We start from the raw sequence: 14367 nt of genomic DNA on the forward strand, positions 1-14367 counted from the left end.
GGGTGTGCCTACAACTTTTCCATAGTGCACAACAGAGGGTGCTGATGCGAGCGTGAATACTCGTTGACCTGGGTGACCTTGGTCTCGGCCACCTCGCGGGTGAACACGCCGCATACGCCCTTGCCGCGGGTATGCACGTGGAGCATCACCTGCACCGCGCGCTCCTGGTCCAGGCCGAAAAAACCGCGCAGCACCTCGACCACGAAGTCCATCGGGGTGAAATCGTCGTTGAGCAGCACCACCTGGAACAGCGGTGGCCGCGCCACTTCCGGCTTCGCGGTCTTGAGCGCCAGGCCGTGGCCGCTTTCGTGTTCGTTTTCAGGTTCGTGGGCCATGAATGACGAGTGCTCGTTCGACAATGGTGATTATACGCTGCGCCGCATGCGCGCTTCGCGGCGACCCGGCTCTCAGGTGATGGCACAATGACGGCTTTTCCAGCCCTCCCCCTCATGTCGTCTGCTGCCACCACCGATGCGATCTGGCGTCCGCACGTCACCGTGGCCTGCGTGGTGAGCGATGGCGCACGCTTCCTGATGGTCGAGGAAGAAGTGAACGGCCGGCTCGCCTACAACCAGCCCGCCGGGCACCTGGAGGATCGCGAGCGCCTCGTCGATGCCGCCGCGCGCGAAACGCTGGAGGAGACCGGCTGGGCGGTGCAGCCCACCCACCTGATCGGCGTGCACCAGTGGCGCAGCACCGAGCACGGCGAAGGCGTGATCCGTTTCAGCTTCGCCGCGCGGCCGCTGGCCCACGATCCCGCGCGCAGGCTGGACGCCGGCATCCGCCGCGCGCTGTGGCTGAGCCGTGCCGAGATCGCCGCGCTGGGCGAACGCCTGCGCAGCCCGCTGGTGCTCGAAAGCATCGACGCCTGGCTGGCCGGTGCGCGGCTGCCGCTGGATATGCTGCACTGGTGGCCGGATGGCGCCACGCCATGAAGGTGATGCTGGGCATCTCCGGCGGCGTCGACTCCTCGGTGGCGGCGCTGCTGCTGCAACGGGCCGGCCACCAGGTCGAAGGCCTGTTCATGCAGAACTGGGAGGAGGACGACCGCGATGGCCCCTGCACCGCCGACGCCGACCGCAAGGACGCCGTGGCCGTGTGCGGCCGGCTCGGCATCCCGTTCCACGCGCGCAATTTCGCCGCCGAGTACTGGGACGGCGTGTTCGCGCACTTCCTCGCCGAATACCGCGCCGGTCGCACGCCCAACCCCGACGTGCTGTGCAACCGCGAGATCAAGTTCAAGACCTTCCTCGACGAGGCGCGTGCGCTGGGCGCGGAAAAGATCGCCACCGGGCACTACGCCCGCGTGGATTTCCGCGACGGTGAATACCGCCTGCTGCGCGCGGTGGATGCAGCCAAGGACCAGACCTATTTCCTGCACGCGCTGGGCCAGGCGCAGCTGGCCGCCACGTTGTTCCCGGTCGGCGAGATCGCGAAGGCGCAAGTACGCGAGATGGCCCGCGCCGCCCGCCTGCCCACCCACGCGAAGAAGGATTCCACCGGCATCTGCTTCATCGGCGAGCGCGACTTCCGCAGCTTCCTGGCGCAGTACATCCCGGCCCGGTCCGGCGAGATGCGCACGCCCGCGGGCGAACGGGTCGGCGAGCACCAGGGCGCGATGTACTACACGCTGGGCCAGCGCAACGGCCTGGGCATCGGCGGCCGCCAGGGCGCCAGCGGCGAGCCATGGTACGTGGTGGGCAAGGACGTGGCGTCCAACCTGCTCTACGTGGCCCAGGGCAACGCGAACCGCTGGCTGGACTCGCGCCGGCTGCGCAGCGAGGCGCCGACCTGGGTGGCCGGCCACGCACCGGCCGCCCGTTTCCGCTGTACCGCCAAGACGCGCTATCGCCAGGCCGACCAGGCCTGCGAGGTGCAGGTGCTGGACACCGGCCTTGAGGTACGCTTCGACACCCCGCAACGCGCCGTGACGCCCGGCCAGTCGGTGGTGCTCTACGACGGCGAAACCTGTCTCGGCGGCGCGGTGATCGCCGCCACCGATGCGCCTTACGGCGGTCTTCCCCCATCCGGAACGAGAGTTGACGGTGCTTGATGCCTTTTCGATGAACGAGGAACGCGTGCTGGCCCTGGCCGGCCTGTACCAGGCCTGCGCACTGGTGCAGCAACTGGCCAACCAGGGCCGCTGCGACGAGAGCGCGATGGACGCGAGCGTCGCCAGCGTGTTCCGCATCGACGCGCCCTCGGTGGTCGGCGTGTACGGCAACATCGCCAGCGTGCGGCTGGGCCTGCGCAACCTGGTGTCCCAGCTCGACGAGAACAGCGAGGACATGGCGGTGACCCGCATGGCGATGACCGTGATGCGGCTGGAGCGCAGCCTGTCCGGCCGCCCGGAACTGCTCGACCAGCTGCAGCAGGGCATCCGCGCCGCCCAGCGCCAGGTGGAGCACTTCGGCCAGGGCTCCAGCCAGGTGACCGCGCGGCTGGCCGAGCTGTATGCCGCCACCCTGTCCCCCTTGCGCCCGCGCGTGATGGTCAACGGCAATCCACAGCATCTGCAGCAGGCGGCCATCGTCGAGAAGGTGCGCAGCAACCTGCTCGCGGCGGTGCGCTCGGCGGTGCTGTGGCGCCAGCTCGGCGGCCGGCAGTGGCAACTGCTGCTGTTCCGCAAACAGTGCAGCATGCTGGCGCGCGGCCTGCTCACCGGCGCCACGCTGGACAGCGGGCGCTAGGCGAGCAGCTTCAGCCCCGGCAACTGCTTCGCCAGCGCGCGCAGCAGCCTGGCGAAGGCGGCGAGATCGGCGCCCCATGGCGTGGCCTCGCGCCAGTACAGCGCGATCTCGCGCCCCGACGCCTGGCCCTTGATCTTCGCCAGCACGATGTCCGGCTTGGAAGCCAGTCGCTCGTGCGCCAGCGCGGGCACCAGCGCATGGCCACCGCGCAGGATGACCAGCGCCGCGAGGCTTTCCAGGCTCACGTCCTGCACGTGGCCGTCGCCGTCGGCGTGGCTCTCGGCCATCAGGATCGCATCCGCCTTTTCCAGTTGCTCCAGCGCCACGCTGCGGCGGCCGGCCAGCGGGTGGTCGGCGCGCAACATCGCCTCCCACGGCTCGAAGAACAACGGCTGCATCGCGATGCCGCTGGCCAGCGGCGCGAGCGGCGCCAGCACGGCATCCAGCTCCGCCTCGTGCAGGCGGCGCAGCAGGCCGCGCGGCTTGCCCTCGGAGATGCCCAGCCGCACGCCCGGGAAATGCTGCGGGAACGGCGCGATCAGGTGCGGCAGCAGGTAAGGCCCCAGCGAGGCCGGCACGCCCAGCCGCAGTTCGCCGCCGAAGGCCACGGCCCCGGCGCGTGCGGTCTGTTGCAGCAGTTCCGCCGCGGCGATCATGGCGTCGATGCGCTCCAGCAACCGGTGGCCGCCCGCGGTGGGCACCACCTTGCGGCCGCCGCGCTCGAACAGCGGCGCGCCCAGCGCCTGCTCCACCTTCTGCACCTGGTGTGACAGCCCGGACGGGCTGATATGCATGGCCCGCGCCGCGCTGTTGAAGCTGCCGTGGCGATGCACGGCCTGCACCATCATCAGGTCGCGCAGCGAGATCGCCGAAATGTGGGTGGAAATCATCCGCGCGCCCGTGGTCACCGCCATGGGCGAAGCATAAACGACGAAGCCCGGCGCGAGGCCGGGCTTCGTCTGCCTCAAGCCCATCTCCCTTTGGGAGAGGGGTTGGGGTTGGGGTTGGGGTGAGGTGCGATCGAAGCGCGTATTGCAGGCTTGCGTGAAAACTCCACATCACGCTTCGCATGAACCCTCACCCCTGCCCCTCTCGCGGAGGGAGAGGGGAAAGGCGTGGGTTTACGCCGCGACGGTATCCGCGACTTCCTTGTAGTCCTGGATCTTGTCGAAGTTCATGTAGCGGTAGATCTTCTCGCCGTTGGCGTTGATCACGCCGATGTCGGCCATGTACTCGTCCCGGGTCGGGATGCGGCCGAGGCGCGAGCAGATCGCGGCGAGTTCGGCCGAGCCCAGGTACACGTTGGAGTTCTTGCCCAGGCGGTTGGGGAAGTTGCGGGTGGAGGTGGAGAACACCGTGGCGCCCTCGCGCACCTGCGCCTGGTTGCCCATGCACAGCGAGCAGCCCGGCATCTCCATGCGCGCGCCGGCGGTGCCGAAGGTGCCGTAGACGCCTTCGCTGGTCAGCTCGCTGGCGTCCATCTTGGTCGGCGGGGCCACCCACAGCTTGGTCGGGATGTCGCGCTTGCCTTCCAGCAGCTTGGCGGCAGCCCGGAAATGACCGATGTTCGTCATGCACGAGCCGATGAACACCTCGTCGATGGTGGCGCCGGCCACGTCGCTGAGCGTCTTCACGTCGTCCGGGTCGTTCGGGCAGGCCACGATGGGCTCGTGCACGTCGGCCAGGTCGATCTCGATCACGGCGGCGTACTCGGCGTCCGCATCCCGCTGCAGCAGCTGCGGATTGGCCAGCCACGCTTCCATCGCCTTGATGCGGCGCTCCAGGCTGCGCGGGTCCTTGTAGCCCTGGGCGATCATCACCTTCAGCAGGGTGATGTTGCTGTTCATGTATTCGATGATCGGCGCCCTGTCCAGGTGCACCGTGCAGCCGGCGGCCGAACGTTCGGCCGACGCATCGGACAGCTCGAACGCCTGCTCCACCTTGAGGTTCGGCAGGCCTTCGATTTCCAGGATGCGGCCGGAGAAGATGTTCTTCTTGCCCTGCTTGGCGACGGTGAGCAGGCCCTGCTTGATCGCATACAGGGGGATCGCGTTGACCAGGTCACGCAGGGTGACGCCCGGCTGCAGCTCGCCCTTGAAGCGCACCAGCACGGATTCCGGCATGTCCAGCGGCATCACGCCGGTGGCGGCGGCGAAGGCCACCAGGCCGGAGCCGGCCGGGAACGAGATGCCGATCGGGAAACGCGTGTGGCTGTCGCCGCCGGTGCCGACGGTGTCGGGCAGCAGCATGCGGTTGAGCCAGGAATGGATCACGCCGTCGCCCGGGCGCAGCGAAATGCCGCCGCGCGTGCTGATGAATTCCGGCAGCGTGTGGTGGGTCTTCACGTCCACCGGCTTGGGGTAGGCGGCGGTGTGGCAGAACGACTGCATCACCAGGTCGGCCGAGAAGCCCAGGCAGGCCAGGTCCTTCAGCTCGTCGCGGGTCATCGGGCCGGTGGTGTCCTGCGAACCCACCGAGGTCATCTTCGGCTCGCAGTAGGTGCCCGGGCGCACACCCTGGCCTTCGGGCAGGCCGACCGCGCGGCCCACCATCTTCTGCGCCAGCGTGTAGCCCTTGCCGGTATCGGCCGGCTGCTGCGGCAGGCGGAACAGCGTGGAGACCGGCAGGCCCAGCGCCTCGCGCGCCTTGGCGGTGAGGCCGCGGCCGATGATCAGCGGAATGCGGCCGCCGGCGCGCACTTCGTCGAACAGCACGTCGGACTTCACCTGGAACTCGGCGATCACTTCGCCGTCCTTCAGCGCCTTGCCCTCGTAGGGGCGCAGCTCGACCACGTCGCCCATGTCCATCTTCGACACGTCGAGCTCGATCGGCAGCGCGCCGGCGTCTTCCATCGTGTTGTAGAAGATCGGGGCGATCTTGCTGCCCAGGCACACGCCGCCGAAGCGCTTGTTCGGGATGAACGGGATGTCCTCGCCGGTCCACCACAGCACCGAGTTGGTGGCGGACTTGCGGCTGGAGCCGGTGCCGACCACGTCGCCCACGTAGGCGACCAGGTGACCCTTCTGCTTCAGATCCTGGATCAGCCGGATCGGGCCGCGCTTGCCGTCTTCCTCCGGCTGGAACGGCGCACCGTCGCGCTTGTTCTTCAGCATGGCCAGCGCGTGCAGCGGGATGTCCGGGCGCGTGGTGGCATCGGGGGCCGGCGACAGGTCGTCGGTGTTGGTCTCGCCCGGCACCTTGAACACGGTGATGGTGAGGCTCTCCGGCACTTCCGGCTTGCTGGTGAACCACTCGGCGTCGGCCCAGCTCTGCAGCACGGCCCTGGCGTTCGCATTGCCCTTGTCGGCCCTGTCCTTGACGTCGTGGAAGGCGTCGAACATCAGCAGGGTGTGCTTGAGCGCGTTGGCGGCCACGGTGCCGACCTGCGCGTCGTCGAGCAGCTCGATCAGCGGGTGGATGTTGTAGCCGCCCAGCATGGTGCCCAGCAGCTCGGTGGCCTGCTCGCGCGAGATCAGCGCGCACTGCTCGGTGCCGAACGCCACCGCCGCCAGGTACGCGGCCTTGACCTTGGCCGCGTCGTCCACGCCGGCCGGCACGCGGTTGGTGATCAGGTCGACCAGGAAGGCCTCTTCGCCAGCGGGCGGGCTCTTCAGCAATTCGACCAGATCGGCTGTCTGCTGGGCCGACAGCGGCAGCGGCGGAATGCCCAGCGCGGCGCGCTCGGCAGCATGTTGGCGATAGGCGGTAAGCATGTGGCTCGTCCTGTGGCGGGGATTGGCTGCTCCCCTGCACGCAGGGAGCGAAGGGCGGCTTCTGCCCGCCATTCCTGCGCAGGCAGGAATCCAGTGGCTTTGCACTCGATGACCCGAAGGCACTGGATCCCGGCTTTCGCCGGGATGACGAGCAAGTTCGGCCACCAATTTTGCCAGTCGCCCCACGCGACCGGCAACGGAAACCTGTTTCCGGCAGCGTTCGATATCATGCAATGCAGCCTTGCAATACCGCTCACGTTCGGTGGCGTAGGATTCTCGGGGTTCACCCCATCGCCAGATTCGAGCCACCGGAGTCAAGCCATGCAGGATTCATTCGCCACCCGCGACACCTTCGAGGCCAACGGCAGGAAGTACAGCTTCGCCAGCCTCGCCAGGCTGGGCCAGCGCTTCGACATCAAGCGCCTGCCCTATTCGATGAAGATCCTGCTGGAGAACCTGTTGCGCCACGAGGACGGCGTCAACGTCACCGCGAAGGAAATCGAGGCGGTGGCGAACTGGGACGCGAAGAAGGAGCCGGACACCGAGATCGCCTTCATGCCCGCGCGCGTGGTGCTGCAGGACTTCACCGGCGTGCCCTGCGTGGTGGACCTGGCCGCGATGCGCGACGCCGTGGTGAAACTGGGCGGCGACGCCACCCAGATCAACCCGCTGGCGCCGGCCGAACTGGTGATCGACCACTCGGTGCAGGTCGACGTGTACGGCTCGGAGTCGGCGCTGGACAAGAACGTCGAGATCGAGTTCGAGCGCAACCAGGAGCGTTACAGCTTCCTGCGCTGGGGCCAGAAGGCGTTCAACAACTTCAAGGTGGTGCCGCCGCGCACCGGCATCGTGCACCAGGTGAACCTGGAGCACCTCGCCCGCGTGGTGTTCACGCATGAGAAAGATGGCGAGAACTGGGCCTACCCGGACACCGTGTTCGGCACCGACTCGCACACCACCATGATCAACGGCGTGGGCGTGCTGGGCTGGGGCGTGGGCGGCATCGAGGCCGAGGCCGCGATGCTGGGCCAGCCTTCGTCGATGCTGATTCCGCAGGTGGTGGGCTTCAGGCTCACCGGCAGGCTCAGCGAGGGCGTCACCGCCACCGACCTGGTGCTCACCGTCACCCAGATGCTGCGCAAGCTGGGCGTGGTGGGCAAGTTCGTGGAGTTCTTCGGCCCGGGCCTGAAACACCTGGCGCTGGCCGATCGCGCCACCATCGGCAACATGGCGCCCGAGTACGGCGCCACCTGCGGCATCTTCCCGGTCGACCAGGAGGCGCTGAACTACCTGCGCCTGTCCGGCCGCAGCGAGGAGCATGTCGCGCTGGTCGAGGCCTATGCCAAGGCGCAGGGCCTGTGGCACGACGAGCACGCGCCGCACCCCGAGTTCACCACCACACTGGAACTCGACCTGGCCGACGTGAAGCCGTCGATGGCCGGCCCGAAGCGTCCGCAGGACCGCGTGCTGCTGGGCGATGTGCGCAAGAGCTTCAAGGATGCAGTCGTCGGCCTCACCGCCTCACGCAAACCGATGGCCACCACGATCGAGCGTTTCGCCGGCGAAGGCGGCGACACCGCGGTGGGCCACGAGGAGAGTGCTTTCGGCGAAGGCGAACATGTCGAGTTGAACGGCGACAAGTTCAAGCTGGGCGACGGTGCCGTGGTGATCGCCGCGATCACCTCCTGCACCAACACCTCCAACCCGGCGGTGATGCTGGGTGCCGGCCTGGTCGCGAAGAAGGCCGCGGCGAAAGGCCTGAAGGCCAAGCCGTGGGTGAAGACCTCGATCGGCCCCGGCTCGCTGGTGGTTTCCGACTACCTTGAAAAGACCGGCCTGCTGAAGGAACTGGAGAAGGTCGGCTTCTACATCGTCGGCTACGGCTGCACCACCTGCATCGGCAATTCCGGCCCGCTGCCGGTCGAGATCAGCAAGGGCATCGCCGACGGCGACCTCGCCGTGGCCTCGGTGCTCTCCGGCAACCGCAACTTCGAGGGCCGCGTGCATCCGGAAGTGAAGATGAACTACCTGGCCTCGCCGCCGCTGGTGGTCGCCTACGCGCTGGCCGGCACGCTGGACATCGACCTGACCAGGGACGCGATCGGCACCGGCAGCGACGGCAAGCCGGTCCATCTCAAGGACATCTGGCCGACCAACCAGGAGATCTCCGACACCATCGCCGGCGCGATCAATCCGGAGATGTTCAAGAAGAACTACGCCGACGTGTTCAAGGGCGACAGCCGCTGGAACCAGATCGCCTCGCCGGACGGCGCGACGTACCAGTGGAACGACTCCACCTACATCAAGAACCCGCCCTACTTCGAGGGCATGACGATGGCGCTGGACAAGGTGGAGGACATCCACGGCGCCCGCGTGCTGGGCCTGTTCGGCGACTCCATCACCACCGACCACATCTCGCCGGCCGGCTCGATCAAGAAGGACAGCCCGGCGGGCCGCTTCCTGATCTCGAAGGGCGTCGAGCCGAAGGACTTCAACTCCTACGGTTCGCGCCGGGGCAACGACGACGTGATGGTGCGCGGCACCTTCGCCAACATCCGCATCAGGAACCAGATGCTGGACGGCGTCGAGGGTGGCTATACCCGGCACGTGCCCTCGGGCGAGCAGATGGCGATCTACGACGCGGCGATGAAGTACAAGCAGGAGAAGACCCCGCTGATCGTGCTCGCCGGCAAGGAGTACGGCACCGGCTCCAGCCGCGACTGGGCGGCCAAGGGCACCCTGCTGCTGGGCGTGAAGGCGGTGATCGCCGAGAGCTTCGAGCGCATCCACCGCTCCAACCTGGTCGGCATGGGCGTGCTGCCGCTGCAGTTCAAGGACGGCGAGAACGCCAGGTCGCTGGGCCTCGACGGCTACGAGAGCTTCGACATCACCGGCCTGGAAGGCGGCGAGGCCAAGGCAGCGAAGGTGGTCGCCACCGGCAAGGACGGCAAGAAGAAGGAGTTCGCCGTGAAGGTGCTGCTGCTCACCCCGAAGGAGCGCGATTTCTTCCGCCACGGCGGCATCCTGCAGTACGTGCTGCGCCAACTGGCGGGCAAGAAAGCCGCCTGAGCGCAAGCGCGACACCGTTGAATCAGGGCCAGCGGTTTTGCCGCGAGCAGGGCGGCCATGGATGGCTGCCCGTTTGATTCCCGCGATCATGGATGATCGCAGAGCGAACGCAGGCCGCGGCTTGCTGCTGTACGCGACCGTATGCTCCAATGCCGGAAGGGGCGTCGCCATCTCCGCACCAGCCTTGGCGGCCAGGATCCAGGAGTCGAGCAAGCACATGAGCAACGAGCGTCCGTGGCTGGACCACTACCCGCAAGGCGTCCCAGCCGAGATCGACCTCCATGCCTACGCCTCGGTGGCCGCCGTGCTGGAAGAAGCCTGCCGGCACTTCCGCGACCGCCCCGCCTTCGCCAACTTCGGCAAGCAGCTCAGCTACGGCCAGATCGACACGCTCAGCCGCCAGTTCGCGGGCTACCTCACCGGCGTGCTCAGGCTCGGCAAGGGCGACCGCATCGCGATCATGATGCCGAACGTGCTGCAGTACCCGATCGCCCTGTTCGGCGCGCTGCGCGCCGGCCTGGTGGTGGTCAACACCAACCCGATGTACACCGCGCGCGAACTGAAGCACCAGCTCGCGGATTCCGGTGCCAAGGCCATCGTGGTGCTGGACAATTTCGCCGCCACGCTGCAGCAGGTGGTAGCCGAGACGGACGTGAAGCACGTCGTCACCACCGGCATCGGCGACCTGCTCGGCTTCCCCAAGGGCGCGCTGGTCAACTTCGTGCTCAAGCACGTCAAGAAGATGGTGCCGGCCTACCGCCTGCCCCAGGCGGTGCGCTTCCGCGACGCGCTGGCCCAGGGCGCCGCGCATCCGCTGCCGGAAGTGGCGCTGGGCCACGGCGACATCGCCTTCCTGCAGTACACCGGCGGCACCACCGGCGTGGCCAAGGGCGCCATGCTCAGCCACGGCAACATGGTGGCGAACATGCTGCAGGCCGGTGCCTGGGTCGGGCAGAACGCAAAGCCGGGCGAGGAAATCATCATCACCGCCCTGCCGCTGTATCACATCTTCTCGTTGTGCGCGAACGGCCTGGTGTTCATGCGGCTGGGCGGGCTCAACTGGCTGGTCACCAACCCGCGCGACATGCCGGGCTTCGTCAAGGAGCTGAAGGCCTCGCGCTTCACCGCGCTGACCGGGGTCAACACCTTGTTCAACGGCCTGCTCAACACGCCGGGCTTCGCCGAATTGGACTTTTCGCGTCTGCATCTGACGCTGGGCGGCGGCATGGCCGTGCAGCGGGCGGTGGCCGAACGCTGGAAGAAAGTCACCGGCTGCCCGCTGGTCGAGGCCTACGGCCTCACCGAAACCTCGCCGGCAGCCTGCATCAACCCGCTCGATCTCAAGGACTACAACGGCTCGATCGGCCTGCCGGTCCCCTCCACCGACGTGGCGATCTGGTCGGAGGACAACCGGCCGCTGCCGGTCGGCGAAGTGGGCGAACTGATGGTGAAGGGCCCGCAGGTGATGCAGGGCTACTGGAACCGCCCCGACGAGACCGCCAATGTGCTCGATGCCGACGGCTGGCTGCACACCGGCGACATCGCGAAGATGGACGAGAACGGCTACTTCTACATCGTCGACCGCAAGAAGGACATGATCCTGGTGTCCGGCTTCAACGTGTACCCGAACGAGGTGGAGGACACGGTGATGCAGCATCCCGGCGTGGCCGAGGTGGCCGCAGTGGGCGTGTCGGACGAGCATTCCGGCGAAGTGGTGAAGCTGTTCGTGGTGCGCAAGGACCCGGGCCTCACCGTCGAGGCGCTCAAGCAGTTCTGCCACGACAACCTCACCGGCTACAAGCGGCCCAGGTTCATCGAGTTCCGCGACGCCCTGCCCAAGAGCAACGTGGGCAAGATCCTGCGCCGCGAGCTGCGCGACGAGAAGAAAGCCGTGGCCGGCGCCCACTGAAACGGCGAAGGCCCCGCTTCATGGCGGGGCCTTCGATTCAACCGGCTGCGTGGAAACGCAATCAGTTCTTCCACGCCTCCAGGATGTCGGCGTAGCCGCCCAGCAGGTTCCACAGCGGCACCTGCTTGTCCTCCGGGATGCACACGTAGGAAAAGCCGACATGATGGTCGGCGACGCGCGCCACCTGTGCCTCCAGGTGGATGTGCAGGTCGTTGCCGAAGATCATGTCCAGCAACCAGGTCTGCCCGACCTCGCCGGCCCAGCCCAGCGGTCGACGCAGCAGCGCACCGGTCGCGGAAATGTCCACCAGTTCGGTGGGATGCGACTCGACGCCGCGACTCATCAGCACGGTCGTCTCGATCTGCATGCGTGCCGGACGCAGGCGTTCGGCTTCCTCGCTGAGATTGTTGTCGTCCTTCGCCATGCCGGGCTCCTTGTTCTGTTGCACCCCCACCGCTCATGCGGTCCCTGCGGATCGACTCGCTCCGCCGTGTCCGCCATCCCGTTCAAGCAAGCCGCGTGCCATTCACCAAATGGCAGCGCTGCACGCCGCTGCAAGCCACTGCTGCCGAGGCAACTGAGCCGAGGCAACTGACGCTTGCTCGCCGTCTCGGACACTCAAGGTCACCTGCACGGCATCCCTCCCGTCCGTGTCGTCGAAGTCGGTCGCATCGGCACGTGCAGCCAAGAATTCCATTGTACGCGCCGGCGGGCGCAGGTTCCCGCTTGCTTCCACCGTCCCGCATGCGCTGGACTTGTTGCCGGCCAGTCGCTACTCTGTATCCCGCGCGTGGTGCCATGGTCAGACGCGGGCCGGCCGTCCCGGCAGCGATGGCACCCACCCGATGCCCCAGGCAGATCGCCCGACTTGTCGGTGACGTTTCCATCGTCACCGCATCGCCTTGTTCCCGCCAGACGCGACCAGCGTCCCGCGCCGGCACTTGGCTGCAATGCCCGCACGCCTGATCGAACCGCGACACGCGGCTTCGTCACGCCGGCAACGACAAGGGGGAACTGGACACTGCCTGCACGGCACCGTGCGAAACCGCTTTACCGAAGCGACGCCTCGACGCCACGATCCGCCCGGGTCCCGACCGGATCGTCCAGCGAGGCAACCGTTTCGCCCATGATGGATCAGTACGCATTGCCGGCCGCCAGGCGGCCCAACGACACGTATCGATGAGCACCGAGCCAGTCGGGCCGCAGAGCCCGGTCGTAGCGCAGGACAACCACGCGGCACATCCCCAGCAGCAGGAAATGCCGCTGGCGATCGTGCGTGGCGAGCCCGTGCTGCAGATGCCGCAGGACCTGTACATCCCGCCGGACGCGCTGGAGGTTTTCCTTGAGGCGTTCGAAGGCCCACTGGACCTGCTGCTGTACCTGATTCGCCGGCAGAACCTGGACATCCTGGACATCCCGATTGCCGAGATCACCCGGCAATACATGGAATACATCGACATGATGCGGGAGACGATGCGGCTGGAACTGGCCGCGGAATACCTGCTGATGGCCGCGATCCTGGGCGAGATCAAGTCGCGCCTGCTGCTGCCCCGGCCGCCTGCCGAGGAAGGCCTGGAGGACGACCCGCGTGCCGAACTGGTGCGCCGCCTGCAGGAGTACGAACGCTTCAAGAAGGCCGCCGAGGACATCGAGGCCCTGCCCCGCATGGAACGCGACACCGCGCCTGCGCAGGCCGACACCGGCGAACGCAACGTGATCAAGCTGCCGCCGCCGCTGGACCTGAAGGAAATGCTGCTGGCGCTGAAGGACGTGCTGCACCGCGCCGAACTGTTCGGCCACCACGCGATCAAGCGCGAGGCGCTCAGCGTGCGCCAGCGCATGGGCGAATTGCTGGGCAAGCTGGAAGGTCATGCCTTCCACCGCTTCGAAACATTGTTCGACGTCGGCGAAGGCCGCCTCGGCGTGGTGGTCACCTTCCTCGCCATGCTGGAGCTGGCCAAGGAAATGCTGATCGAGATCGTGCAGGAAGCTCCGCTGGCGCCGATCTACCTGAAGGCGCGGGTGGAACACGGCGAGGAACCTCTCGCCGACGGGATGGAAGGCGACGGGGCGGATGACCCCGCCGCAGAGGAACGGGCGTTCGAGACACCGGACACCGCCGGCAACGGCACGCACTGAATCGGCACCGGGAACCATGCAGATCGAGCAACTCAAACCCATCGTCGAGGCGGCCCTGCTCGCCGCCAGCCAGCCGATGACCGTCGCCCAGCTCGGTGACCTGTTCGCCGAAACCGACGAAGTCGGCCATGAACAGATCGCGCGCGCCCTGGAAGCGCTCGCCGCCGACTGCGAGGGTCGCGGCGTGGAGCTGAAGGAAGTCGCCTCCGGCTTCCGCTACCAGGTGCGCCAGGACGTGCACCCGTGGATCTCGCGGATGTGGACCGAGAAACCCAGCCGCTACTCGCGTGCCCTGCTGGAAACGCTGGCGCTGATCGCCTACCGCCAGCCGATCACCCGCCCGGAGATCGAGCAGATCCGCGGCGTGGTGGTGTCCAGCAACATCGTCAAGACGCTGGAAGAACGCGAATGGATCCGCGTGGTCGGCTACCGCGACGTGCCCGGCAGGCCGGCGCTGTTCGGCACCACCCGCGCCTTCCTCGACTACTTCAACCTGAAGTCGCTGGACCAGTTGCCGCCGCTGTCCGAAATCCGCGACATGGAAGACCCGCAGATGGGCTTCGAGCAGACCCCGCTGCCGGCCCGCGTCATCAAGGACCTGCCGATCGACCCGGACGAGGAAACGCCGGCCGACGACTTGGCCGCCGCAACCGGCAGCACGGAAACGGACGGGCCCGCGCCTGATCCCGTTGCCACGGGGCACGAAACGCCGGCGGCCCCTGCCGAAACCACCGAGGACGCGGCAACCGCGTCCGATGAATCCGAACCCACCACCACTGCCGACGAGGCAGCGGCCCCCGCGGACGACGTCGACAACGACGACGACGCACAGCATTCCTGAGGAGTA

11 protein-coding genes are annotated in these 14367 nt (G+C 67.4%); 7 read left to right on the forward strand and 4 right to left on the reverse strand.

The window, feature by feature from the left end; genetic code table 11:
• Positions 1-8: 8 nt before the first annotated feature.
• Positions 9-335: an ATP-dependent Clp protease adapter ClpS gene (gene clpS, locus ABQJ56_RS10810; RefSeq protein WP_367845028.1), complete on the reverse strand. Its 327-nt coding sequence runs from the start codon at positions 333-335 to the stop codon at positions 9-11.
• A gap of 114 nt (positions 336-449) precedes the next feature.
• Here clpS and ABQJ56_RS10815 point away from each other — a divergent pair, with 114 nt between their 5' ends.
• From ABQJ56_RS10815 to hflD, 3 genes are read left to right on the forward strand one after another with little or no spacing between them, the layout of a single operon-like run.
• Positions 450-935, forward strand: coding sequence for an NUDIX hydrolase (locus ABQJ56_RS10815; RefSeq protein ID WP_367845029.1), 486 nt, complete (start codon positions 450-452; stop codon positions 933-935).
• Positions 932-2053 carry a tRNA 2-thiouridine(34) synthase MnmA gene (mnmA, locus tag ABQJ56_RS10820; RefSeq protein WP_367845030.1) on the forward strand — a complete coding sequence of 374 codons (1122 nt, stop codon included), beginning with the start codon at positions 932-934 and terminating at the stop codon, positions 2051-2053. Before ABQJ56_RS10815 ends, mnmA begins: the two co-directional genes overlap by 4 nt.
• A 10-nt stretch (positions 2054-2063) precedes the next feature.
• Positions 2064-2690 (forward strand): high frequency lysogenization protein HflD, encoded by a 627-nt coding sequence (gene hflD, locus ABQJ56_RS10825; RefSeq protein WP_367845031.1) that lies wholly within the window; start codon positions 2064-2066, stop codon positions 2688-2690.
• Here the strand turns inward: hflD and ABQJ56_RS10830 are convergent.
• Together ABQJ56_RS10830 and ABQJ56_RS10835 are read right to left on the reverse strand one after the other, a co-directional pair.
• Positions 2687-3580: a LysR family transcriptional regulator gene (locus ABQJ56_RS10830; RefSeq protein ID WP_367845193.1), complete on the reverse strand. Its 894-nt coding sequence runs from the start codon at positions 3578-3580 to the stop codon at positions 2687-2689. The genes hflD and ABQJ56_RS10830 overlap by 4 nt on opposite strands.
• Before the next feature lie 231 nt (positions 3581-3811).
• Positions 3812-6403 carry a bifunctional aconitate hydratase 2/2-methylisocitrate dehydratase gene (locus tag ABQJ56_RS10835; protein WP_367845032.1) on the reverse strand — a complete coding sequence of 864 codons (2592 nt, stop codon included), beginning with the start codon at positions 6401-6403 and terminating at the stop codon, positions 3812-3814.
• A 321-nt stretch (positions 6404-6724) separates the two neighbouring features.
• Between ABQJ56_RS10835 and acnA the strand changes: the two genes are divergently transcribed.
• Together acnA and ABQJ56_RS10845 are read left to right on the forward strand one after the other, a co-directional pair.
• On the forward strand, positions 6725-9472 hold the full coding sequence (gene acnA / locus ABQJ56_RS10840; protein ID WP_367845033.1) for an aconitate hydratase AcnA: 2748 nt from the start codon (positions 6725-6727) through the stop codon (positions 9470-9472).
• Between the two features lie 217 nt (positions 9473-9689).
• Positions 9690-11381, forward strand: coding sequence for an AMP-binding protein (locus tag ABQJ56_RS10845; protein WP_367845034.1), 1692 nt, complete (start codon positions 9690-9692; stop codon positions 11379-11381).
• Between the two features lie 61 nt (positions 11382-11442).
• On the opposite strand, the gene ABQJ56_RS10850 is transcribed toward ABQJ56_RS10845, so the two are convergent.
• Positions 11443-11805, reverse strand: a complete 363-nt coding sequence (locus ABQJ56_RS10850) for a PilZ domain-containing protein (protein WP_367845035.1) — start codon at positions 11803-11805, stop codon at positions 11443-11445.
• A 755-nt stretch (positions 11806-12560) separates the two neighbouring features.
• Here ABQJ56_RS10850 and ABQJ56_RS10855 point away from each other — a divergent pair.
• Entirely contained in the window at positions 12561-13520 is a 960-nt protein-coding gene (locus ABQJ56_RS10855; RefSeq protein ID WP_367845036.1) for a segregation and condensation protein A, read from the forward strand.
• 16 nt (positions 13521-13536) lie between these two features.
• Entirely contained in the window at positions 13537-14361 is an 825-nt protein-coding gene (scpB, locus tag ABQJ56_RS10860) for an SMC-Scp complex subunit ScpB (RefSeq protein ID WP_437343420.1), read from the forward strand.
• The last annotated feature ends 6 nt before the right edge of the window (positions 14362-14367 follow it).

Source organism: Rhodanobacter geophilus (genome assembly GCF_040812275.1).
Lineage (GTDB): Bacteria > Pseudomonadota > Gammaproteobacteria > Xanthomonadales > Rhodanobacteraceae > Rhodanobacter_A > Rhodanobacter_A geophilus.

What these genes read in the sequence shown, in the direction of transcription:
- clpS (WP_367845028.1), bottom strand. Translation starts at nt 335, where the DNA reads ATGGCCCACGAACCTGAAAACGAACACGAAAGCGGCCACGGCCTGGCG.
- ABQJ56_RS10815 (WP_367845029.1), top strand. Translation starts at nt 450, where the DNA reads ATGTCGTCTGCTGCCACCACCGATGCGATCTGGCGTCCGCACGTCACC.
- mnmA (WP_367845030.1), top strand. Translation starts at nt 932, where the DNA reads ATGAAGGTGATGCTGGGCATCTCCGGCGGCGTCGACTCCTCGGTGGCG.
- hflD (WP_367845031.1), top strand. Translation starts at nt 2,064, where the DNA reads ATGAACGAGGAACGCGTGCTGGCCCTGGCCGGCCTGTACCAGGCCTGC.
- ABQJ56_RS10830 (WP_367845193.1), bottom strand. Translation starts at nt 3,580, where the DNA reads ATGATTTCCACCCACATTTCGGCGATCTCGCTGCGCGACCTGATGATG.
- ABQJ56_RS10835 (WP_367845032.1), bottom strand. Translation starts at nt 6,403, where the DNA reads ATGCTTACCGCCTATCGCCAACATGCTGCCGAGCGCGCCGCGCTGGGC.
- acnA (WP_367845033.1), top strand. Translation starts at nt 6,725, where the DNA reads ATGCAGGATTCATTCGCCACCCGCGACACCTTCGAGGCCAACGGCAGG.
- ABQJ56_RS10845 (WP_367845034.1), top strand. Translation starts at nt 9,690, where the DNA reads ATGAGCAACGAGCGTCCGTGGCTGGACCACTACCCGCAAGGCGTCCCA.
- ABQJ56_RS10850 (WP_367845035.1), bottom strand. Translation starts at nt 11,805, where the DNA reads ATGGCGAAGGACGACAACAATCTCAGCGAGGAAGCCGAACGCCTGCGT.
- ABQJ56_RS10855 (WP_367845036.1), top strand. Translation starts at nt 12,561, where the DNA reads ATGAGCACCGAGCCAGTCGGGCCGCAGAGCCCGGTCGTAGCGCAGGAC.
- scpB (WP_437343420.1), top strand. Translation starts at nt 13,537, where the DNA reads ATGCAGATCGAGCAACTCAAACCCATCGTCGAGGCGGCCCTGCTCGCC.